The organism is Achromobacter insuavis, from assembly GCF_902859645.1.
GTDB classification, from domain to species: Bacteria; Pseudomonadota; Gammaproteobacteria; order Burkholderiales; family Burkholderiaceae_B; genus Achromobacter; species Achromobacter insuavis.
Genome location: NZ_CADIJR010000068.1, coordinates 1 through 19,672, shown reverse-complemented (window position 1 = coordinate 19,672; position 19,672 = coordinate 1). Strand labels below are relative to the sequence as shown.

General features: G+C 68.7%; 16 protein-coding genes and 4 tRNA genes. 8 read left to right on the top strand and 12 right to left on the bottom strand.

What is annotated here, in order from left to right:
• Window positions 1–180: 180 nt before the first annotated feature.
• Both H0523_RS25040 and H0523_RS25035 read left to right on the top strand, forming a co-directional pair.
• On the top strand, window positions 181–783 hold the full coding sequence (locus H0523_RS25040; protein WP_054431489.1) for a helix-turn-helix domain-containing protein: 603 nt from the start codon (window positions 181–183) through the stop codon (window positions 781–783).
• A 107-nt stretch (window positions 784–890) separates the two neighbouring features.
• Window positions 891–1,118, top strand: coding sequence for a hypothetical protein (locus tag H0523_RS25035; RefSeq protein ID WP_006390337.1), 228 nt, complete (start codon window positions 891–893; stop codon window positions 1,116–1,118).
• 6 nt (window positions 1,119–1,124) lie between these two features.
• Here the strand turns inward: H0523_RS25035 and H0523_RS25030 are convergent, their stop codons facing one another.
• On the bottom strand, window positions 1,125–2,027 hold the full coding sequence (locus tag H0523_RS25030) for a LysR family transcriptional regulator (protein WP_054431490.1): 903 nt from the start codon (window positions 2,025–2,027) through the stop codon (window positions 1,125–1,127).
• A 125-nt stretch (window positions 2,028–2,152) separates the two neighbouring features.
• Here H0523_RS25030 and H0523_RS25025 point away from each other — a divergent pair, with 125 nt between their 5' ends.
• Window positions 2,153–2,749, top strand: coding sequence for a short chain dehydrogenase (locus H0523_RS25025; protein ID WP_054431491.1), 597 nt, complete (start codon window positions 2,153–2,155; stop codon window positions 2,747–2,749).
• Window positions 2,750–2,780: 31 nt separating this feature from the next.
• On the opposite strand, the gene H0523_RS25020 is transcribed toward H0523_RS25025, so the two are convergent.
• On the bottom strand, window positions 2,781–3,248 hold the full coding sequence (locus H0523_RS25020) for a GNAT family N-acetyltransferase (protein ID WP_054431492.1): 468 nt from the start codon (window positions 3,246–3,248) through the stop codon (window positions 2,781–2,783).
• 53 nt (window positions 3,249–3,301) lie between these two features.
• On the opposite strand from H0523_RS25020, the gene H0523_RS25015 reads away from it, so the two are divergent.
• Window positions 3,302–3,508, top strand: coding sequence for a hypothetical protein (locus tag H0523_RS25015; protein WP_054431493.1), 207 nt, complete (start codon window positions 3,302–3,304; stop codon window positions 3,506–3,508).
• 150 nt (window positions 3,509–3,658) lie between these two features.
• On the opposite strand, the gene H0523_RS25010 is transcribed toward H0523_RS25015, so the two are convergent.
• Window positions 3,659–3,735: transfer RNA gene (locus H0523_RS25010), tRNA-Arg, on the bottom strand.
• Window positions 3,736–3,880: 145 nt separating this feature from the next.
• Here H0523_RS25010 and H0523_RS25005 point away from each other — a divergent pair.
• Entirely contained in the window at window positions 3,881–4,132 is a 252-nt protein-coding gene (locus H0523_RS25005; RefSeq protein ID WP_054431494.1) for a DUF3079 domain-containing protein, read from the top strand.
• A gap of 202 nt (window positions 4,133–4,334) precedes the next feature.
• Here the strand turns inward: H0523_RS25005 and H0523_RS25000 are convergent.
• Both H0523_RS25000 and H0523_RS24995 read right to left on the bottom strand, forming a co-directional pair.
• Window positions 4,335–4,411: transfer RNA gene (locus H0523_RS25000), tRNA-Arg, on the bottom strand.
• Between the two features lie 135 nt (window positions 4,412–4,546).
• Window positions 4,547–4,623, bottom strand: a tRNA-Arg gene (locus tag H0523_RS24995).
• A 216-nt stretch (window positions 4,624–4,839) separates the two neighbouring features.
• Between H0523_RS24995 and H0523_RS24990 the strand changes: the two genes are divergently transcribed.
• Entirely contained in the window at window positions 4,840–5,523 is a 684-nt protein-coding gene (locus H0523_RS24990; RefSeq protein WP_054431495.1) for an ATP-binding cassette domain-containing protein, read from the top strand.
• A gap of 13 nt (window positions 5,524–5,536) precedes the next feature.
• Here the strand turns inward: H0523_RS24990 and H0523_RS24985 are convergent, their stop codons facing one another.
• Window positions 5,537–6,157, bottom strand: coding sequence for a TetR/AcrR family transcriptional regulator (locus H0523_RS24985; protein ID WP_054431496.1), 621 nt, complete (start codon window positions 6,155–6,157; stop codon window positions 5,537–5,539).
• A 200-nt stretch (window positions 6,158–6,357) separates the two neighbouring features.
• On the opposite strand from H0523_RS24985, the gene acpA reads away from it, so the two are divergent.
• Both acpA and mnmH read left to right on the top strand, forming a co-directional pair.
• Window positions 6,358–8,097, top strand: a complete 1,740-nt coding sequence (gene acpA, locus H0523_RS24980; RefSeq protein ID WP_054431497.1) for an acid phosphatase — start codon at window positions 6,358–6,360, stop codon at window positions 8,095–8,097.
• 156 nt (window positions 8,098–8,253) lie between these two features.
• Window positions 8,254–9,297 carry a tRNA 2-selenouridine(34) synthase MnmH gene (gene mnmH, locus H0523_RS24975; protein WP_054431498.1) on the top strand — a complete coding sequence of 348 codons (1,044 nt, stop codon included), beginning with the start codon at window positions 8,254–8,256 and terminating at the stop codon, window positions 9,295–9,297.
• 103 nt (window positions 9,298–9,400) lie between these two features.
• On the opposite strand, the gene H0523_RS24970 is transcribed toward mnmH, so the two are convergent.
• The 6 genes from H0523_RS24970 to tilS all read right to left on the bottom strand — a co-directional run bounded on the left by H0523_RS24970 (window position 9,401) and on the right by tilS (window position 19,568).
• Window positions 9,401–12,661, bottom strand: a complete 3,261-nt coding sequence (locus H0523_RS24970; protein ID WP_054431499.1) for a hybrid sensor histidine kinase/response regulator — start codon at window positions 12,659–12,661, stop codon at window positions 9,401–9,403.
• Between the two features lie 7 nt (window positions 12,662–12,668).
• Complete coding sequence (locus H0523_RS24965; RefSeq protein WP_054431500.1) at window positions 12,669–13,961, bottom strand: EAL domain-containing response regulator; 1,293 nt, start codon at window positions 13,959–13,961, stop codon at window positions 12,669–12,671.
• A complete protein-coding gene (locus tag H0523_RS24960; protein ID WP_054431501.1) occupies window positions 13,958–16,735 on the bottom strand; it encodes an ATP-binding protein in 2,778 nt (925 codons plus the stop codon). Before H0523_RS24960 ends, H0523_RS24965 begins: the two co-directional genes overlap by 4 nt.
• A 219-nt stretch (window positions 16,736–16,954) precedes the next feature.
• Window positions 16,955–17,047: transfer RNA gene (locus tag H0523_RS24955), tRNA-Ser, on the bottom strand.
• 88 nt (window positions 17,048–17,135) lie between these two features.
• Window positions 17,136–18,401 (bottom strand): aspartate kinase, encoded by a 1,266-nt coding sequence (locus tag H0523_RS24950; RefSeq protein WP_054431502.1) that lies wholly within the window; start codon window positions 18,399–18,401, stop codon window positions 17,136–17,138.
• Window positions 18,402–18,581: 180 nt separating this feature from the next.
• Window positions 18,582–19,568: a tRNA lysidine(34) synthetase TilS gene (tilS, locus tag H0523_RS24945; protein ID WP_180180184.1), complete on the bottom strand. Its 987-nt coding sequence runs from the start codon at window positions 19,566–19,568 to the stop codon at window positions 18,582–18,584.
• Window positions 19,569–19,672 lie beyond the last annotated feature (104 nt).

Here is a 19,672-nt window from a genome sequence, read left to right as displayed (position 1 = left end):
TGGCGTCGAATCCGCCATTTTGCGGGCCCGGCGCCCGCCCAAAGCCGGCTGCCGCGTGAAGATTTGTGAAGATGTTTTGAGTGGATCGGGACTACCATGGACAAACGTCCGCGATGCAGGGGAAACCCCAAATTCCATCGCGCACGCAGAGGGATACAGTGGTAGCGAACCATTGCAGGCATGGAGATCATCATTCCGTTTTCCTGGAGACTTCCCGACGTGTTCGTGCGCTCGCCCGACGGTGTGCTACACCGCGTGGTGCGACACGCCACGACCACGGAAACCATTGCCAAACTCGAGAGCATTCCCAGCAACTACCACCTGGATTGCGAATGCATGCTCGACAATGGTGAAGCCCTGGCCTGGATCGGCGACAATCTGTACCGCCAGGTCAACGGTGGGATCATCTTCACCGCCGAGCCCGGCGCCGCGCCGCCCACGGCCGAGGCACGCAAGCACGCCAAGGCCCGCAACACCGTGCGCGATGCCTGCCGTCCCGCTGCGGCGAGCGAATCGCATGCAGTGCGGCAAAACGTCGTACCATCAGCTGTAGCTAGACTAAAAACCGGCAACGATTGGAGCCTGATACGCGCCTGGCGCGAGCACCTGAACATCAGCACCGCTGACATGGCTGCCCGCCTGGGAGTGGATCATTCCATCTACATCGAGTTGGAAAGGCCGCGTCCGCGACCGCGCCAGATCATTCTGGACCGCATCTCGGCCGCGCTGGGTGTCACGCCCGACCAGCTCGATGATTCATCGTTAGGAGGGCATTTCCATTGACGCAGGCCGCATTGGCCTGACCGATGGAGATGTTCGAGCAACTTTGGCGCCGCGTAAGAATGGCCGCGCATGGGGAGGTACCTGAAATGCTCGGAACCGCAAGACGCTTGACTGACGTACTGGCCACGGCCCCCGACGGCACGTTGTATCGCATCGAACGCTTCGTGTCGGATCCCGACGCCTACTCCGCGCTCGGCACTTCCCGCTTCGACCCCAAGGCGCATTGCGTCTGCCGCACCAGCTCGGGCGAAAAAGTCGCCTGGCTCGGCGGCCAGGTCTACCAGCTCCTCAAGACCGGCCTGTGCCTGACGGCGGTGGACCGACGACGCGGCTGAAGCCGCTCAGCGCCGCCCGCCCTTCCCCGTGAACCGCGCCACGACGAATTCCACGAACGTCGTGAGCTTGGGCAACGCCTGCCTGTCCTTCGGGTACAGCAGCGAGACCGGCCGCGCGTCCGGCCAGTACGGTTGCAGGATCGGCGTCAGCTTGCCGGCGCGCACGTCGTCGGCAAGCAGCAGCTCGGGCTGCAGCACGATGCCGAAGCCGGCCAGCGCCGCCTGCCTGAGCGCCTGGCCGTTGTTCGAGACGAAGCGGCTGGTCGGCGGATAGTCGGCCTGCGCGCCCTCGCCATCGGCCAGCCGCCAGCCGGTGCGGCGGCTCCAGTACGAGAAATCCAGGCACTGGTGCCGCGCCAGATCGGCCGGCGTCTCGGGCGTGCCATGGCGCGCCAGGTAGGCCGGCGCGGCGCAAATGATCATCTGGTAGCGGCCGATGGCGCGCGCCACCAGGCCGGAATCGCGCGGCTCGCCGATGCGCACCGCCAGGTCGTAGCGCGACGCCACCAGATCCTCGACCGCATCGCTCAAGGCCAGCTCGACGCTGACGTCCGGATAACGATCCAGGTAGTCGGCGATCGCCGGCGCCAAGGCGAACGACCCGAACGACACCGTCGACGTGATCCGCAGATTGCCGCGCGGCGCCACCCGCAGCGCCTCGGCGCCCTGCTCCGCGTCGCGGATGTCGGCCAGGATCTCCTTGCAGCGCGCGTAGTACGCCTGGCCCGCCTCGGTCAGGCTCTGGCGCCGCGTGGTGCGGTTCATCAGCCGCAGTCCCAGCCGCGCCTCCAGGCCCTTGATGTGCTTGGCCGCCATGGCCGCGGACATCTCGTGGCGCGTGGCCGCCGCCGTCAGGCTGCCCAACTCGACCACCGCCACGAAGATCTCCATGCTGAGCAGACGATCCATGAATTACGCACCCTGGGTATGAAGTGTTCCAACCATTCCCGGATTTTTCCACAGGAATGGACATCGCAGAATGCCTTCATGCGCTGGCGTCCATGCCGCGCCCCACATCAAATCCAGGAGTTCCCATGAAAATCGCACTTATCGGCGCCAGCGGCACCATCGGCCGCGCCGTCGCCCACGAACTGGGCCAGCGCCACGAGATCGTCGCCGTCGGCAAGACCCAGGGCCAGTACCAGGTCGACATCACGCGCAGCGACAGCATCCGCGGCCTGTTCGAACGCATCGGCAAGGTCGACGCCATCGTCTCCACCGCCGGCGCGCTGCACTTCGGCCCGTTGGCCGAGATGACCGCCGAACAGTTCAAGATCGGCCTGCACGACAAGCTGCTGGGCCAGGTCGACCTGGCGCTGATCGGCCAGCACTACCTGAACCAGGGCGGCTCGATCACGCTGACCAGCGGCATCGTCAGCGACGAGCCGATCCGCTTCGGCGCCAACGCCTCGGCCGTCAACTCGGCGATCGATGGTTTCGTGCGCGGCGCGGCGGTGGAACTGCAAGGCGCACGCATCAACTCGGTCAGCCCGACCGTGCTGCAGGAATCGTGGGAAGGCTACGGCCCCTACTTCCTGGGCTTCGAGGCCGCGCCCGCCCAACGCGTGGCGCTGGCCTACAGCCGCAGCGTCGAAGGCGCGCAGACCGGCCGCGTGTATCGCGTCTGGTAAGGCGCGCGCCCCATGGCCGGCAAGGCCGGCCCTACTCCGCCTGCGCCGCCAGATGGCGGTTGTAGGTGAGGAACACCTGATCCTGTTCCCAGCCCAGGGATTCGTACAGGGCCTGCGCCGGCAGGTTGGTCCTGGCGGTGGTCAGATCCATGCGGGCGTAGCCGCCGGCGCGGGCATGCGCCTCGGCCTGCCGCAGCAAGGCGCGGCCGGCGCCGCTCTTGCGCGCCCGCGGCGCCACGAACAGGTCGTACAGCACGTAGATGGGCGCGGCGATCACCGAGCAGAACGACGGATAGAGCTGGCAGAAACCCAGCGCGACGCCGTCGGCGTCCTCGGCCAGCAGGATCACCGACTCCTTGCGCGCCAACCGCGCCTGCACGAAGGCCAGCGCGGCCGCCGGATCGGCCGGCTGCGCGTAGAACTGGCGATAGGCGTCAAACAGCGGCGCAACGCGCGCGGCGTCGTCCTCGCAGGCAAGTCTGATCTCGATGCGGCTCATGGCGTCTGTGCAAATAAGCGAATGTACACTCAGCGCATCCTCGGGAGAACCGCATGCGCTACACCATGATGCTCGCCTGCGTGGCCGCCGCCACGCTCACCTCCGCCTGCACGTCGCGGCAGGCCTACGACACCGGCCAGGCCTGGCAACGCAATGAATGCGGCAGGATCACCGACATGCAGGAACGCCAGCGCTGCATGGGCTCGGCGTCCACGTCCTACGACACCTATCAGCGCCAGCGGCAGGACATCCAGAAATAGGCCGTCGACGCCTGGCGTCGCCCCATCGCGGGCAGCCGGCCGACATATCGATACATCGACCCGCCGACACATCGACACGCCGAAAACAACCGGCGCGCTGAAAATGAAAAAGCCCGGCGCGTGGCCGGGCTTTCTCTTTATCGAATGAGGTGGCGCGCCCGGCAGGATTCGAACCTACGACCCCCTGGTTCGTAGCCAGGTACTCTATCCAGCTGAGCTACGGGCGCGCTAAAGAGGCGTGTTTATAACATGGATTCGTGACGGTCCGCAAATCGAAGGCGGGCCCGATACATCCCACACGGCTTGCGCCAGATCAATCGCCGCGATCGCCCATGGCGTTACGCTGGATTCAGCGAGCATGGAGACATCGGCATGGCCAAGAAATTTCCCCTGCACCCCAAGCACCCCGAACGCATCTGCTGGGGCTGCGACCGTTACTGTTCCACCGACGAGCTGGCCTGTGGCAACGGCTCGGATCGCACCATGCATCCGGCCGAACTGCTGGGCGACGACTGGTACACCGTGGGCAACTGGGGGCTGGAAGAGGACGACATCGCCGCCGATGCCAAGCGCGGAACCGCCGCTCCGGCCACCGCGGATGCGAGCGCCAATGCCCTGCGCTGATCCCATCACCATGGAGTGAGCCCGATCACCGCGCAATCACCACGCCGCCAAAGAAAACCTGCGCAAAAAGCAAAAAGGCCTTCGATCCAGGATCAAAGGCCTTCTCATTTTCGCCGCGCATTTGATTGCGCCACCTACTGCATTATTGCCTGCATTTTTTACCGATTTTTCTTACCCATCAGATGATTCCATCCAAATGAGTTGGCGCGCCCGGCAGGATTCGAACCTACGACCCCCTGGTTCGTAGCCAGGTACTCTATCCAGCTGAGCTACGGGCGCTCCGGTAAAGAGGCAAGATTATATCAGAATAATTTCGCCACTGCACTGCACTTGCCTTTTTACTCAAGCGCTCGACTTGAGTATTCCATTGTATTTTTCCTTTCCCTTCCCGAAGGCAGGTCGTGGTCAACACAATGGCGCGCCCGGCAGGATTCGAACCTACGACCCCCTGGTTCGTAGCCAGGTACTCTATCCAGCTGAGCTACGGGCGCGTTAAAAAGCAAGCCTTGAATCATAGCGTTGTTTCGCAAACCGTGCAAGTCGATTGCCGGGCATTGCTCAAGCCGTTTACTCGCTCAGCCTCACGGCGGCATCGGCGGCAAGGCCATCGGCAACCGCTCTCATTCTCATTGACTGGCGGTCAGTCATTATTTATAGTTCTCTCACCCCCGCACGCCGCCCGCGCGCCCACTGCCCCTCCCGCCATCATGATCGCTCCCTTTGCCTCGATTCCGGCCGCCACCGGCGAACGCGTCGCGCCGCTGCCGGCGGGTCCGTTGCGTCCCGGCCCCCTGCCCGCCGGCGCGCTCACGGTAGTGCTGGGGACCGCCGCCTCGGGCAAGACGCGCCTGCTATCCCGCATCGCGCGCGATCTGGCGGATGCGGATGTCGCCACCCGCGTCATCATGGTGGAGCGGCATGCCGCCGCGGTGCCGTCGTTGCGCGTCTTCGAAGCCCTGCTGCTGGCGCACAAGCAAGGCGACCGCTGGGCGGTGGGCACGCGGGAAATCCAGGCGGTCCGCGCCTGCCTGCGGCTGGTCGGGCTGGCGCAGGCCGCTGACGGGCTGGTGGAGCAACTCGATGCCGAGGCGCGCCAGCGCCTGCTGATCGCGCACGCCCTGATCCGCCAGCCCGACGCGCTGCTGATGGATGAGCCCGAGCGCAAGCTGGCGCCACGCCATCAGGCCGACATCGCGCTGCTGCTGCGGCGCATCGCCGCCGAACACGGGCTGCGCGCCGTCGTCGCCCTGGCGGACGCCGCCACCGCGTTGCAAGTGGCCGACAGATTGCTGCTGATGCGCGACGGGCGCCTTGTGGCCACCGGATCGCCGGCGCAGTTGCGGGCCCTGGCCCGGGCCGGCGATATCGACGCGGCGTGGCTGCCGTCCTGAAAAACCGCGGCGGCTACACGGCCACGCCGAGCATGCGCAGATAGGCGTCGGCAATGCCGCGCGCGAAATCGGTGGGGTCCGGCAGCTTCGACAGGATCGCGTCGTCGGTGGCGCAGTGCACGCCGGCGTAGATCAACAGCGACATCATGCGCGGATTGTCCACGCGCCAGGCGCCGGCCTCGGCCCCGGCCTGCAGGATGCCGTGCAGCTGCCTGACCACGTCGTTGCCGGTGTGCCCTTCGCGCGCGTGATGATGCTGGTGCGTGAACACGATGTCGTGCACCCGGTAGGTGCGCAGATAGGTCGCGACGTTGGCATGCACCCATGCGCGCAGCTTCCCGATCCAGTCATCCGCCTCGCAAGCCGCGATCGCGCCTTCCAGTTGCGCGACGAATTCGCGCACGTAGCGCTCGGCCAGCGCCTGCAGCATTTCGTGCTTGGACGGGAAGTAGACGTAGAACGTGCCCTTGGCCACGCCCGCCGCTTCGGTGATCTCGCTGATGGTGGTGGCGTCGACCCCTTTTTCCAGGAACAGCGCCTGCGCCGCGCCCATCAATTCATCCAGGCGGACCTCGGGCGGCTTGGTGCGAGGCGACGCCTGGCGCGCGGATTCACCTGCGGAACGGTCGGTCATTGCTTTCACTCGGATTTCAGCCATGGCACAAGTCTAAGGGAATTTTGCGGGAGTCTCCCTGGCGTACAGCTTGCCGACAGCCGATGGTCACATTGATACAACGTCGCAAACCTAGGCTACTCGCCGTGAATGCCGGCTGTCATCCGGCAACCCTCGTGGCGCCATGACAGGGCGCCACCCTCTCCGCAAGGTCTACAACCATGTCTGAAAAAGAAAAGAGCGCGAACGCGCAGGCTGCCGCGACGTCGACGGCTGCCGATCACGCTGACGCCGATACTCCCGTCCGCGCCACCCGCCGGGGGTTCCTGACCGGCATCGCCGCGCTCGGCGCCAGCGCCGCCGCCATGGGCGCGCTGGCCGGCTGTTCCAATGGCGACAGCGACGATGACGACAACACCCCCGCCCCCGCTCCCGCGCCCGACCTGACGACGCAACTGCGCAAGAACGTCAAGACGCTGGTCGTGATCTTCGCGGAAAACCGCAGCTTCAACAACCTGTTCTCCAACTTCCCCGGCGTCGAAAAGCCGCTGTCCGCGCTGACCGCCGCCGACTACACCCAGAAGGACCGCGACGGCACGACGCTGTCGGTGCTGCCGCCGGTGTGGGGCGGCATGGTGCCGACCTCGCAGCAGGCCAACCACGTCACCTACCAGGTCGCCGAGAACGCGCCCTACATGAACAACCTGCCCAACGCGCCGTTCGACCTGCGCGGCCCGCAAGGCGAGCCGCTGCCGCAAGGCGTGGTCACGCGCGATCTGTGGCACGTGTTCTACCAGAACCAGATGCAGATCAACGGCGGCAAGAACGACCGCTTCGTCGCCTGGGCCGACTCCGGCGCGCTGGTCATGGGCCGCTACAGCGACTCCGCCTACAACCTGCGCCTGTGGAAGCTGGCCCAGGAATTCGTGCTGTGCGACAACTTCTTCCAGGGCGCGTTCGGCGGTTCGTTCCTGAACCACCAATACCTGGTCGCCGGCCGTCCGCCGTTCTATCCGGACCTGGCCAACGCCTCGATCAACGTGCGCGGCCAGATCGCCCAGCTGCAGAGCGCCGATCCGACCGACCCCAACCTGCAACCCAAGCCGACCTCGCCGGCCAGCGCGCTCACCGGCGCGCCGCAGTTCGGCGCCAGCGCTCTGACGCCGGACGGCTACGGCGTGAACACCATGGGCCCTCCGTACTGGCCCGCGTTCTCGCGCGATGCCGCCAACCCCACCCAGGCCGATCCGACCTCGGTGTTCATGCTGCCGCAGACGCACAACAACATCGGCGACCTGATGACCGCCAAGGGCCTGGACTGGGCCTGGTACGCGGGCGGCTGGCAGGCGGCGATCGACTCGACCGCCAGCACCGGCTTCCCCTCGTCGCCCAACTTCCAGGCGCACCACCAGCCCTTCAACTACTTCCAGAGCACCGGTCCCGGCACCGCCGCGCGCACCGCGCACCTGCGTGACGGCGGCCTCGGCGATCTGTCGTCGACCAACAAGTTCCTGGCCGATGCCGAAGCCGGCAAGCTGCCCCCGCTGACGTTCTACAAGCCGCAGGGCAATCTGAACATGCACGCGGGCTACGCCGACGTCGATTCCGGCGACCGCCACATCGCCCACATCGTCGACAGCCTGCGCAAGAGCTCGCAGTGGGACAACATGGTGGTCGTGATCACCGTGGACGAGAACGGCGGCTGGTGGGACCACGTGGCGCCGCCCAAGGGCGACCGCTGGGGCCCCGGCACGCGCATTCCCGCGCTGGTGGTGTCGCCCTTCGCCAAGAAGGGCACTGTCGACCACACCATCTACGACACCGGCTCGATCCTGCGCCTGGCCACCCGCCTGTTCGACCTGCCGACGCTCGACGGCCTGAAGGCGCGCGACGACGCCATGACCGCGCGCGGCCAGAAGCCGATGGGTGACCTGACCAACGCGCTGACCTTCAGCGCCTGATCGCCGCCGCCGACGGCGGCCGCGTTCTCCGAGGGCCGGCCGGGCAGGGAGCCCGGCCGGCCCTCGGCCCTTCCGACAGTCCCGGAAGCGCGCCCGGCGCCGCCGCGACCCGCCGCCATGCGAAAATCCGCCATCCCCTTTCTGGATGGCTCCGTCTTGAAACACCTGCTGGCCGGCCTGGACCGGCTCGATGACTTCGACGACATCATCGACGTGCGCACGCCGCTCGAATATGCCGATGACCACATCCCCGGCGCCCTGAACGCGCCGGTGTTCAGCAATGAGGAACGCGCCCGGGTCGGCACGCTGTACCGCCAGGCGCCGTTCGAGGCCACCCGCCTGGGCGCCGCCCTGGCCGCGCGCAACATCGCCAACCATCTCGACACCACCTTCGCCGGCCGTCCGCAAAGCTGGCGCCCGCTGGTGTATTGCTGGCGCGGCGGCAAGCGCTCGGGCTCCATGACGGTGATGTTCAACATGATCGGCTGGCGCGCGCGCCAGCTCGACGGCGGCTACAAGACCTATCGCCGCGCCACCCTCGAGGCCCTGGACGCCCTGCCCGCCGGGCTGCGCTTCGTGGTGCTGACCGGCCCCACCGGCAGCGGCAAGACGCGGCTGCTGCACGCGCTGGCGCAGGCCGGCGCGCAGACGCTCGACCTGGAAGCGCTGGCGGCGCACCGCGGCTCGCTGCTGGGCGCCCGGCCGGGCGTGCCGCAACCGACGCAGAAGGGCTTCGACACACAACTGGCGGCGCGGCTGCGCGCGCTGGACGCGGCCCGGCCCGTGTTCGTCGAGGCCGAGAGCCGCAAGATCGGCGCGGTGGCGCTGCCCGACACGCTGCTGGCCGCCCTGCACCAGGGCGCCTGCATTGCCGTCAGCGCCAGCCGCGAAGACCGCGCGCAGTTCCTGCAGCAGGACTACGCGCAACTGTTCGACGATCCGGCCGGCTTCAAGTCGCAGCTGCAACGCCTGGTCGGGCTGCACAGCCGCGACACCGTCGGCGGCTGGCTGCGGCTGGTCGACGAAGGCCGCCGCACCGAACTGGCCCGCGAGCTCATCGACCGCCACTACGACCCGGCCTACGCCCGCAGCAGCCAGGCGCACTTCACCCGCCTGCCGCAGGCGCTGCCGGTGGTGTTCCGCCCCAACGACAATGACGTCGTGGCGCAGGCGCGCGCCCTGCTGGACGCGCTGGGCTGAGCGCGACGGCGGCACGATATCCCCCTTTTCCGCGCCTCATTTCCGCGCCTCATTTCGGCGTCTCTTTGCAGCGCCCCTCTTTGCCACCCCTTGCCGCTTGCCGCTACAGCGCAGCCAGCATCGCCCGCAACGCGCCGGCCAGCGCCGTCACCTGCCCGCGCGCAGGATCGGTCAGCCGTTTTCCGGCGCCCAGCCGCGCCTCCACCGCCTCGGCCTGCTGGTACAGCGCCATCGCCTGGACCGCGCCGAACCCGCCGCGCATCCGGTGCAGCACCGCCTTCAGGTCGCGCAAGTTGCCGGCGGCCAGCGCCCGCTCCAGCCGCGCCAGGTCTTCATTCATGGTCTGCAGGAAGACCTCGCGATACTTGCCGACGAGCGGCGGCGCGCCAGCGGCGGACGCGGCGGCGATGGATGCCACCGCGGCTTCAGATGCGGACGGCGGCGGCGCCGCGACAGCAGGCCCGCCGCGCTGCGCGCGCAGCTCGCTCCACAGCAGGCTCAGCTTGAGCGGCTTGACCAGCCAGCTGCTCATGCCGGCGGCCTTGCAGCGCGCTTCCTCGTCCTTCAGCGCGTTGGCCGTGACCCCGATGATGGGCACCGTCACGCCCTGCGCCCGCAACGCGCTGGCCAGCTCGTAGCCATTCATGCGCGGCATGTTGACGTCGGTCAGCACCGCGTCGAACGGCCCGATGTTCCATTGCGCCAGCGCCTCGGCCCCGTCCGGCGCGAGCGTCACCGCGCACCCCAGCTGCTGCAGCTGGTCGCACATCGTCACCTGGTTGATCGGGTTGTCCTCGGCCACCAGGATCCGCAGGTTCAACGGCGCGTAGTGCTGCGTGGCGGCTTCGCTGGCGGCGGTGGCGGCATCGCCGCTGGCCCAGCGCTCCAGCGCGAAACCAATGCTGTTCAGGTAGTGCCGGTCGGCGCGATGCAACGCCGTGCCGGCGTCGTCATGGCCGCCCGCCGACACCACCGGCCCGTTCCAATCGGTGGGCGCCGCCGCGTCTCCGGCGATATGCACATCCAGCAGCACGCCTTCGCGCGCATCCTCCTGTGGCAGGCTGGCGGGCGCCACGCTCGCCTGCGCGCCCCAGTGCACCAGCCATTCGCACAGGTTCACGCTCAGCTCCCGGCGCGCGCTGCGCACGTAGACACACAGCCCATGCAGCCGCGGCGACGGCCCGGGCGGCGGCTCGGCCCGGTCCAGCTCGATGGCGACCGAGAAACTGCTGCCCAGCCCCGGTTCGCTGGTCACGTGGATGGACGTTCCCATCAAGGCGGCCAACCGCGCGCAGATCGACAGGCCGATGCCCGCGCCGCGCACCAGGTGCGAGCCGCCATCGATCTGGTAGAACGGCTCGAACAGGCAGGCCTGGTCTTCCTCGCGGATGCCGACGCCGCTGTCGACCACCTGGAAATGCAGGCGCGTGCGCGCCGTGCCCGGGCTTTCGGCCCGCAGCCGCACCACCACATGGCCGGAGTCGGTGAACTTGATGGCGTTGTTGACCAGGTTGTTGAGGATCTGCCGGATGCGGCCGCCATCGCCCATCACCCAGGCCGGCGTCGCCGTGTCGATATTGCCGTAGATCACCAGCCCCTTGCGCTCGGCCATCCCGGCGTACGAGGCGACGCAGTTCTGCACCAGCTCGCGCGGATCGAAACCCTCGCGCTGCAACGCCAGCTGTCCCGACTCGATCTTGGTGATGTCGAGGATGTCGCTGATGAGCTGCTGCAGGATCACCGACGAATCCTGGATGCGGTCGACGTGGCGGCGCTGCGCCGCGTTCAGCGGCGTCAGCGACAGCACTTCCAGCGTGCCCAGCACGCCATACAGGGGCGTGCGGATTTCATGGCTCATGGTGGCCAGGAAGGTCGATTTGGCCTCGTTGGCGCGGTCGGCCTGCTGCTTGGCCTGCGCCAGCGTCTGCTCCATTTCGGCCCGCGCGCTGATGTCGGCGAAGGCGCACAGCACCACGTCCTGCTTCTTGTAGCGGGTCGGCGCGAACGCGACGAACAGCGTGCGCCCGTCATGCGTGCGGAAGGTCTCGATGGTGCCCGGGCCCGACGCGCCCAGCACCTGGCGCAGCAGCTTGTTGGTCTCGGCCGAATCGCGCAGCTGCTCGCCCACGCCGATGCCCAGCCACTGCGCCGCCAGCGCGTTGCCGAACACGATGCGCCCCTCCAGCCGCGACAGCACGCACAGCGCCACCGGCGCCGTGTCGAGCACGGTGCGGTTGAACTCCTCGCTTTCGACCATGTCGAGATGGGCGACCTCGGCCGGATGGATGACGCGCCGGTTGTACCAGAGCAGGTAGCCGCTGCCAGCGGCCAGCCCCAGGCCGAGCATCAGCAGGACCACGATCGGCAGCCACATGTTGGCGCGAAAGAAGCCGCCATATCCCAGCTGGTAGTAACCGGTCCACTGGCTGTTCTTGTCGGCGATGCGCAGCAGCAGGCCGTCGCGGCCGAAATGGAAGCCCTGCGCGATCACCGGCGGCGCGCCCTCGCCCAGCAGCACCTCGCCGCCCTGGCGCACCAGCCAGAAGCGGTCGAACAACGGCATGTTCCGCACCCGCTCGGAGATGCTGACGCGGCCGCGGCTCAACAGCGACACCGCGTAGACATTGCGCCGCGTGGCGGGCTCGGCGCCGCGCGCGTTCAGGGGCAGCATCACCGGCAGAATGCCGACCATCGCGTCCGGCAGATGCTTGTCGCGCACCCACAGGACGCTGGGGCCCTCGCTGCCCGAGCGGTCCTCGGGGTCGGCCGCGCCCCCCGCCCGCTGCACCGCGTCCACCACCGCCAGGAAGGTCTGGCGGGTGAGCGGCTCGTAGCCGGACATGGTGGCGATCGCGGGCACGCTCATGCTGAGCTGCTGGCTCGGGGAAATGACGAACAGCGGCGCCGCCGGATACACCGCCGCGGCCCAGCGGGTGGCATAGAAGTCCGACAGGTAATCGCCGATGCCATTGAACACGCCGCCGGCCACCGGGCAGGCGTCCGGGCTCTGGCACAACAGCGAAAACGGCATCGCCGCGAGCGCGTGCTGGCCGTCGTAGAACGCCCAGGAGCCGCGCTCGAAACCCGAGGTCTCGCTGACCCGCGTCGGCGCCACCAGCCGCCGCCCGTCGGGATTGAGGCCTTGCGCATACAGCCCCTGCAGCACGGTCTCGTGGGCGTGGACATAGCCCACCAGCACGGTGAAATCGGTGCGCAGCTTTTCCTCTTCCTGCTGCAGGATGCGCTGCCCCCCCCAGTAAAGCACGCCGGCCAGCACCAGCAACAGGGGCAGGATGCCGAATAGCACGATGTTCAATCGGCGCGATGCGCGGATCACTCTTATCAACGGTGTGTCCAGTTTCATGGATGCGTCATTGCCCGGACCCGCGTGACCCATTGCGCGCCATGCACCGGGCGTGGACCGGCTCATGCGGATCGCGGGGATTCACGGGAGGAATCGGGAGGTTGGAAAGGGGCTGCGCGCCCAGCAGCGCACTGAACGCCGTCGGGTCCACCGCGGGCGAGATCAGGAAGCCCTGCGCGCAATCGCAGCCGATGCGTCGCAGCAATTGCCGTTCTTCCTCGGTCTCGACGCCTTCGGCGGTGACCCGCAGCCCCAGTTGCCGTCCAAGCTGCGCCGCGGACCGCAACGCGGCCGCGCGGGCCTCGTCGCCGGGTGCCCCGTGGACGAAGGCGCGGTCGATCTTCAATTCGGTGAAAGGCGTCGAGATCAGGCTGTAGAGCGAGCTGTAGCCCTTGCCGAAATCGTCCTGCGCCAGGCCGAAGCCCTGCAGCCGCAGCCGGCTGGCGCCCATATGATAATTGCCCGGCGCCACCGTCATGTCGTCTTCCAGCAGTTCGAAGGTGATGTCCTCGGCGGCCAGGCCCTGCCCGACGACCCGCTGCAGCAATTCATCCGGCAGTCGCGGCCGGTCCAGCAGCCGCACCGGCAGGTTGATCGACACCGGAATGCGAAAGCCGGCGCGGCGCCAGGCGCCACTGGCCGCGAGACTGTCGTCGACCATGCGGATCAGCAGTTCGTGCTCCAGGCCGTGGCGGCGCACCGCCGGCAGGAACGCGCCCGGCAGCAACAGGCCCTGGTCGCGATGGCGCCAGCGCGCCAGCGCCTCGGCCCCGACGATGGCGCCGGACGCCAGCGACTGCTTGGGCTGGAACCAGGCCTGGATGGCGCCGTCGCGCAAGGCCGCCGCCACCTCGTCGCGCGTCGGCGCGTAGCCCGCGCCATCGGGCCGCGCCGCGGCCCGCCCCGATACCCGGTCGCGCCACTGCGCCGCGATGCCGGCGATCTGTTCGCCCGTGACGGGCTTGACGAAGACGCCGAGCAGCGGCAGGCCGATTTCACGGGCCATCAAGCCGATGCTGTTGGCCAGCGCACGCCCACATCCGGTGACGACCGCCAGCATCGGCGGCTGCGTCAGTCCGGCCAGTTCGCGGATGAACTGCGCGCCGTCCATGCCGGGCATGCGGATGTCCGTCAGCACCAGGTCGTAGTGCGCGTCGCGCAGGCATTCGAGCGCGGCGGCGGCGCTCTCGGCGGTGTCGACGTGGCCGACGCAGGCCTGTCGCAGCAGGTCGCGCAACGACAGGCACTGCAGCGGATGATCGTCCAGGACCAGCGCCCGGCAGGCGGCCAGCGAGGTCATGTCGGCTCCTTCGCGATCCCGTGCAGGGTCTGCGCCAGCACCAGGAAGGGCAGCGGCTTGCCCAGCACCTGGTCCATGCCCGCGGCCAGCCCGCGTTGCGCGATCTCGGCGCTTGAACCCGACGTCAGGCCGATGATCGGGCCGGCGTGGCCCGCGTCGCGCAGCGCCCGCGCCAGCTGGTAGCCGTCCAGGACGGGCATGTTCAGGTCGGTCAGCACCAGGTCGAATGGCTGCGCGCGCCACTGCCGCAGGGCTTCGTCGCCCTGGCTGGCCAGCGTCACCGCGCAGCCCAGGTGTTCCAGCTGCTCGCGCAGGATCCGCTGATTGATGGCGTTGTCCTCGACCACCAGCACCCGCAGCTCCAGCGGGCGCGAGGCTCCCCCCGCCACGCCGGGCGCGCCGGGCTCGGCGCCGTCCTGCGCCATGCGCACGGCGCGGCAGATGCTGACCGGATCGGACGCGCTCGCCACGCCATCGGCCGCGTCGACCATGAAGGCGTCCTGGCTCGCGCCGGGCGCCCACACCCTGACCTGCCTTTGCCGCCATGGCGGCGCCGGCGTTGACGGCGGCCAGGTCCGCACCAGCACCGCGTCCGCCGGCCCGGCGGCATCGCCCGCCTGGCGGTACGGCAGCGCGACCGCGCCGCACGCGCTCAGCCAGCCGCGCACGTTGTCGACCACTTCGGGCACCGCGCCGTCGACATACACCGGCCGCGGCGCCAGCGTGACCGGCGCGGCGCCGCCGGCTTCGTCCGCGGCCAGCGTCAGGCAGAACGCGATGCTGGTGCCCAGCCCTTCCTCGCTGACCACCGACAGCCCGCCGCCCATCAGGTCGGACAGGCGCCGGCAGATCGTCAGCCCCAGCCCGGTGCCGCCGCTGTCGCTGCCCTGCCCCGCCGGGACACGGAAATACGGCTCGAACAAGCGCGCGCGGTGGTCCTCGCGGATGCCCGGGCCGGTATCGGCCACCTGGAACCGCAGCCGCACCTGCCCCGGCTCGCCGGTGGCGGCGACGCAGGCGCGCAGCACCACGCGGCCGGCATCGGTGAACTTGACCGCGTTGCTGACCAGATTGTTGAGGATCTGCTGGATGCGCACCGCGTCGCCGCGCAACGTCATCGGCATCCCGACCTCGGTCAGCGCGTACAGGGTCAGCCCCTTGGCCGCGGCGCGCGCCGCGTAATTGGCCACCACCTGCTCGACCAGCTCGGCGGGCGAGAACGCGCCGATCTCCAGTTCCTCGCGGCCGGCCTCGATGCGCGACAGGTCCAGCGTGCCGTTGATGGTGCGCAGCAGCGTCGACGAGGACTGCTGGATCGTGTCCAGGTACTGCCGCTGCGGCGCGCTCAGGCCGCTCATGGCCAGCAGTTCGAGCGTGCCGAGGATGCCGTAGAGCGGCGTGCGGATTTCATGGCTGATGGTGGCGAAGAACATCGCCTTCGATGCGCTGGCCTGGTCGGTGGCCAGCTTGGCCTGGCGCAGCGCGTGCTCGACCTTCTTCTGCGCCGTGATGTCGCTGATGCCGCACAGCACGACGTCCTCGGATTGATAGGTGGTGGCGGCGAACGCCACGTAGGCGCTGCGGCCGTTCTCCAGCGTGCATTCCTCGCCGCCGGTTTCGGCGCCCGCCCGCAGCAGCGTTTCGCGCCAGTGGTCGCGCTCGCCCAGCCATTGGTGCGCGGCGGCGTTCGACAACAGCACGGCGCCATCGGCGCGCCGCAACAGGCACAGCCCGACCGGCGCCACCTCGACGATCTTGCGATTGAGCGCCACGCTGTCCACCAGCGCCGCATATTGCCGCTGCGCCGGCTTCACCAGCCGGTGGCGCAGATGGCGCACCGCCAGCAGCACCGCCAGCAGCAGCGCCAACGCCACCCCGGCGGCCGCCTGGAACGCCGGCGCGCCATCCTCGATCAGGTCGCTGATCGGCACGTAATAGGCCAGCCGCCAACCCGCCTCGCCCACCGACTTGACCAGCACCAGGGTCTGCGGCCACCAGCCCGCGCCGCGCAGGCGGAACGAATCGCGCGACAGGTAGGCCGGCGTCTCCTCGACCCGCGGCGGCAGCTTGCCGCCATGCAGGGCCATGGCGCCGTCGCCGTCATACAGCGCGTAGCTGGCCCCGCCGCTGGCGCACTCCGCCGGGTCCACCACCGCGCCCAGGCCGCCGACCTCGAGTCCGATCCAGGTGCGCTCCTCGCCCGCGACGTCGGCCGGCGTATAGAGGAACAGGCGATTGGCCGGATCCATCGGCGGCCGCAGCCAGACGATCGGCGTGCGGCCGTCCGGCCCCGGCCGCGCGCTGCGCAGCCTTAGCGCCTGCGCCAGCCAGCGGGCGATGTCGGCGGACATCGGCGTGACGCCGCCATCGGCCGGCAGCGCCAGCCGCGCGGCCGCGCCGCCGGACGGCGAAACATAGACCACGTGGGCGCGCAATTGCGCCACGTTGACGCGGTCGCGCGGCGTGAGGATCAACGCCCATTCAAAAGCGCCGCCGGCATCGGCCAGCGGCGCCACCCTGATCTGGCCGGACGGCCCGAGCGTTTGCGGCGTCTGCGACAACGGCAAGCGGCGGCTGTTGCGCACGGTCGAGGCGGCCACGGATCGCAGCAGGGCCTCGCGCTGGTCGAAATACAGCTGGGCGTTGTAGGCGCCGGCATTCATGCGGCGGCGGTACTTCGAGACTTCGGCGGTGAACGCCCCGTAGGCGTACAGCGCGGTCCCCACCAGGATGCAGGCCGCGAGCGCGACGGCGAACAGGTGCAGCAGAAGCATGGACAGTCCAGGCGCCGCCGCCGTCGGGGCTTCCCGGGTACGGGGGTCTAGGATCATGCCGCCGATCATAGAATTCCGTCCTACCGCCAAAACCAAGAATTTTCTCAAAGCCGGCGCGGCGCCGGCCCGTCGCGCGATGAATCGCGCGCGCAAAGAAAAAACCCGCAGAACTTGCGTTCTGCGGGTTTCTTACCAGCCTGGCATGCCAGGCTGGAAATCTGGCGGAGATGGTGGGATTCGAACCCACGATGCAGTTTTTAGCCACATACTCCCTTAGCAGGGGAGCCCCTTCAGCCTCTCGGGCACATCTCCGAAGAGAACGAGATTCTAGCACGACTTTTTACACTATTGCCCGCGCGATGCCGCGGACGTGAAAAAAACCGTGCCGGACCTGCGTCGCTCAGGCCTTGGCGGCGGGCGCCTGGTCCAGGCCGAAGGCCTTGTGCAGCGCGCGCACGCCCAGTTCCATGTACTTGTCGTCGATGATGACCGAGGTCTTGATCTCGCTGGTGCTGATCATCTGGATGTTGATGCTTTCCTGCGAAAGCGTCTGGAACATCAGGCTGGCCACGCCGACGTGCGAGCGCATGCCGATGCCGACGATCGAGACCTTGGCGACCTTCTCGTCGGTCGACAGTTCACGCGCGCCCACGGCGGGGATGACTTCGCGCTTGAGCAGGTCGACGGCGCGCGCGAACTCGTTGCGGTTCACGGTGAACGAGAAATCGGTCGTGCCAGCCACGGACTGGTTCTGCACGATCATGTCGACGTCGATGTTGGCGGCGGCGACAGGGCCCAGGATCGAGAAGGCGATGCCGGGCTTGTCGGGCACGCCCAACAGGGTGATTTTGGCTTCGTCGCGGCTGAAGGCGATGCCGGAGACAACGGCGGCTTCCATTTTTTCGTCTTCCTCAAAAGTAATCAGCGTGCCCGAACGCATTTCTTCGTCGAGCGGGATGAGCGGGTCGGTCAGCGAGGACAGCACCCGCGTCGGCACACGGTATTTGCCGGCGAACTCGACCGAGCGGATCTGCAGGACCTTGGAGCCCAGCGAGGCCATTTCCAGCATTTCCTCGAAGGAAACGACGGCCATGCGGCGCGCTTCGGGCACCACCCGCGGATCGGTCGTGTAGACGCCATCCACATCGGTGTAGATCAGGCATTCATCGGCCTTGAGCGCCGCCGCCACGGCCACGGCCGAGGTGTCGGAGCCGCCGCGGCCCAGGGTGGTGATGTGGCCGTCAGGGTCCACGCCCTGGAAGCCGGTGACGATGACCACGCGGCCGGCGTCGAGGTCGCCGCGGATGCGGGCGTCGTCGATCGAGGTGATGCGGGCCTTGGTGAACGACGAATCGGTGCGCACCGGCACCTGCCAGCCCGCGTAGCTGCGGGCGGCGACGCCTTCGGCTTGCAGCGCGATGGCCAACAGGCCGCTGCTGGCCTGCTCGCCGGTGGCGGCGATCATGTCGAGCTCGCGCGCGTCGGGCTGGGGCGTAATCTCGCGCGCCAGGCCCAGCAGGCGATTGGTTTCGCCTGCCATGGCCGACGGCACCACGACAACCTGGTGGCCGGCAGCGTGCCACTTCGCGACGCGTCGCGCCACGTTCCGGATGCGCTCGACCGAGCCCATCGAAGTACCGCCATATTTATGAACGATCAGGGACATCTCGTACTCTGGCTGGGGACCCGCCGCAAGAGTGTTGACGGGCAAAACCTCATATTCTATCCCGACGGTGAAAATTTGCGCAGGCCATGGAATTTTCTTTCCAGGGAACGGTCGTTTTTTTGGGAAAACTGTCGTTTTGCCCGGGATTTGACCGCGCTGGCCGGCGTTTTTCGCGCGGCGTCAGGGCGCCGGGGCCGGCCGCGGCTCGATCCAGACGCGCCCACGATGACAGCGCACCACGTGGCCGGCCTGCTCCACCCGCAGCTGGCGGTCATGCCCCAGGCTGTGCAGCCCGCGCAATTGGCGCAGCAGATCGTTCATGCGCGCCTCGGTCGGCATGCGGGCGCCATTGCGTTCGAGCCAGTGGCGCAGCACATGGACCTGGCGCGCCGGCGACAGCTGGCGCCAGGCCGCCAGCGAAAAGCTGACGCCGTCCACATCGGGCTCGAGCGCGGCGAAGTCCTCGCGCGCCACCTCGTCCAGGATCTCGCCGGCCTCGGCCATGTGCCGAGCATGGCGGGCGACGATGCCGCGCCAGCCGGGCCAGCGCGCATCGAGCGCCGGCGCCAGCAGTTCGCGCAGCGCGGCGCGGGTGTAGCGCGGATCGGCGTTGGTCGGGTCCTGCACCGGCTGCCAGCCGCTGGCGTCGGCGAATTGCCGCGCGGCCTGCAGGATCGTCTCGCGGTCCTGCTCCAGCCACGGCCGCAGATAGGCCAGGCCGTCACGCGATGTGAGCGGCGCCATGGCCGCCATGCCGGCCAGCCCGGTGCCGCGCAGCAGGCGCAGCAGGACGGTCTCGGCCTGGTCGTTGCGGTGATGCGCCAGCAGCACCAGGCCGATGCCCTCTTCGTGGGCCAGCCGCGCCAGCGCGGCGTAGCGGGCGTCGCGGGCGGCGGCCTCGATGCCCTTGCCGCCGGCCGCGTCGACCTCGACCCGGGCCTGCCGCAGCGGCAGCCCCAGCAGGCCGGCCAGCGCCTGAACCTGATCGCGCCAGCCGTCGGCGGCGGCCTGCAGGCCATGGTGCACGTGCAGCAGCACCACGCCGGCGCCGAGTTCCCGCGCCACGGCGGCCGCGTGCAGCGCCAGCATGGCCGAATCGGCGCCGCCGCTGACGGCCACGGCGAAACGCCCCGGCGGTTGCGGCAGGGCCTGCAGGGCGCGGCGCAGGGCCGCGATCAGGTCAATCGAGACGGGATGGGGGAAGGCGGTCCCCCCGGCGGATGAAGCGGGCGCAGGGGACGGGGATGTCATGGCGGCGGGCGCGGGCCGGT

Excerpts from the sequence above, each read along its gene's own strand:
- H0523_RS24950 (WP_054431502.1), bottom strand. The coding sequence starts at position 18,401 with ATGTCCCTGATCGTTCATAAATATGGCGGTACTTCGATGGGCTCGGTC.
- H0523_RS25020 (WP_054431492.1), bottom strand. The coding sequence starts at position 3,248 with ATGAGCCGCATCGAGATCAGACTTGCCTGCGAGGACGACGCCGCGCGC.
- acpA (WP_054431497.1), top strand. The coding sequence starts at position 6,358 with ATGTCTGAAAAAGAAAAGAGCGCGAACGCGCAGGCTGCCGCGACGTCG.
- H0523_RS24990 (WP_054431495.1), top strand. The coding sequence starts at position 4,840 with ATGATCGCTCCCTTTGCCTCGATTCCGGCCGCCACCGGCGAACGCGTC.
- H0523_RS24985 (WP_054431496.1), bottom strand. The coding sequence starts at position 6,157 with ATGACCGACCGTTCCGCAGGTGAATCCGCGCGCCAGGCGTCGCCTCGC.
- H0523_RS25005 (WP_054431494.1), top strand. The coding sequence starts at position 3,881 with ATGGCCAAGAAATTTCCCCTGCACCCCAAGCACCCCGAACGCATCTGC.
- H0523_RS25030 (WP_054431490.1), bottom strand. The coding sequence starts at position 2,027 with ATGGATCGTCTGCTCAGCATGGAGATCTTCGTGGCGGTGGTCGAGTTG.
- H0523_RS24965 (WP_054431500.1), bottom strand. The coding sequence starts at position 13,961 with ATGACCTCGCTGGCCGCCTGCCGGGCGCTGGTCCTGGACGATCATCCG.
- H0523_RS24970 (WP_054431499.1), bottom strand. The coding sequence starts at position 12,661 with ATGAAACTGGACACACCGTTGATAAGAGTGATCCGCGCATCGCGCCGA.
- H0523_RS25025 (WP_054431491.1), top strand. The coding sequence starts at position 2,153 with ATGAAAATCGCACTTATCGGCGCCAGCGGCACCATCGGCCGCGCCGTC.
- H0523_RS25015 (WP_054431493.1), top strand. The coding sequence starts at position 3,302 with ATGCGCTACACCATGATGCTCGCCTGCGTGGCCGCCGCCACGCTCACC.
- H0523_RS25040 (WP_054431489.1), top strand. The coding sequence starts at position 181 with ATGGAGATCATCATTCCGTTTTCCTGGAGACTTCCCGACGTGTTCGTG.
- H0523_RS24960 (WP_054431501.1), bottom strand. The coding sequence starts at position 16,735 with ATGCTTCTGCTGCACCTGTTCGCCGTCGCGCTCGCGGCCTGCATCCTG.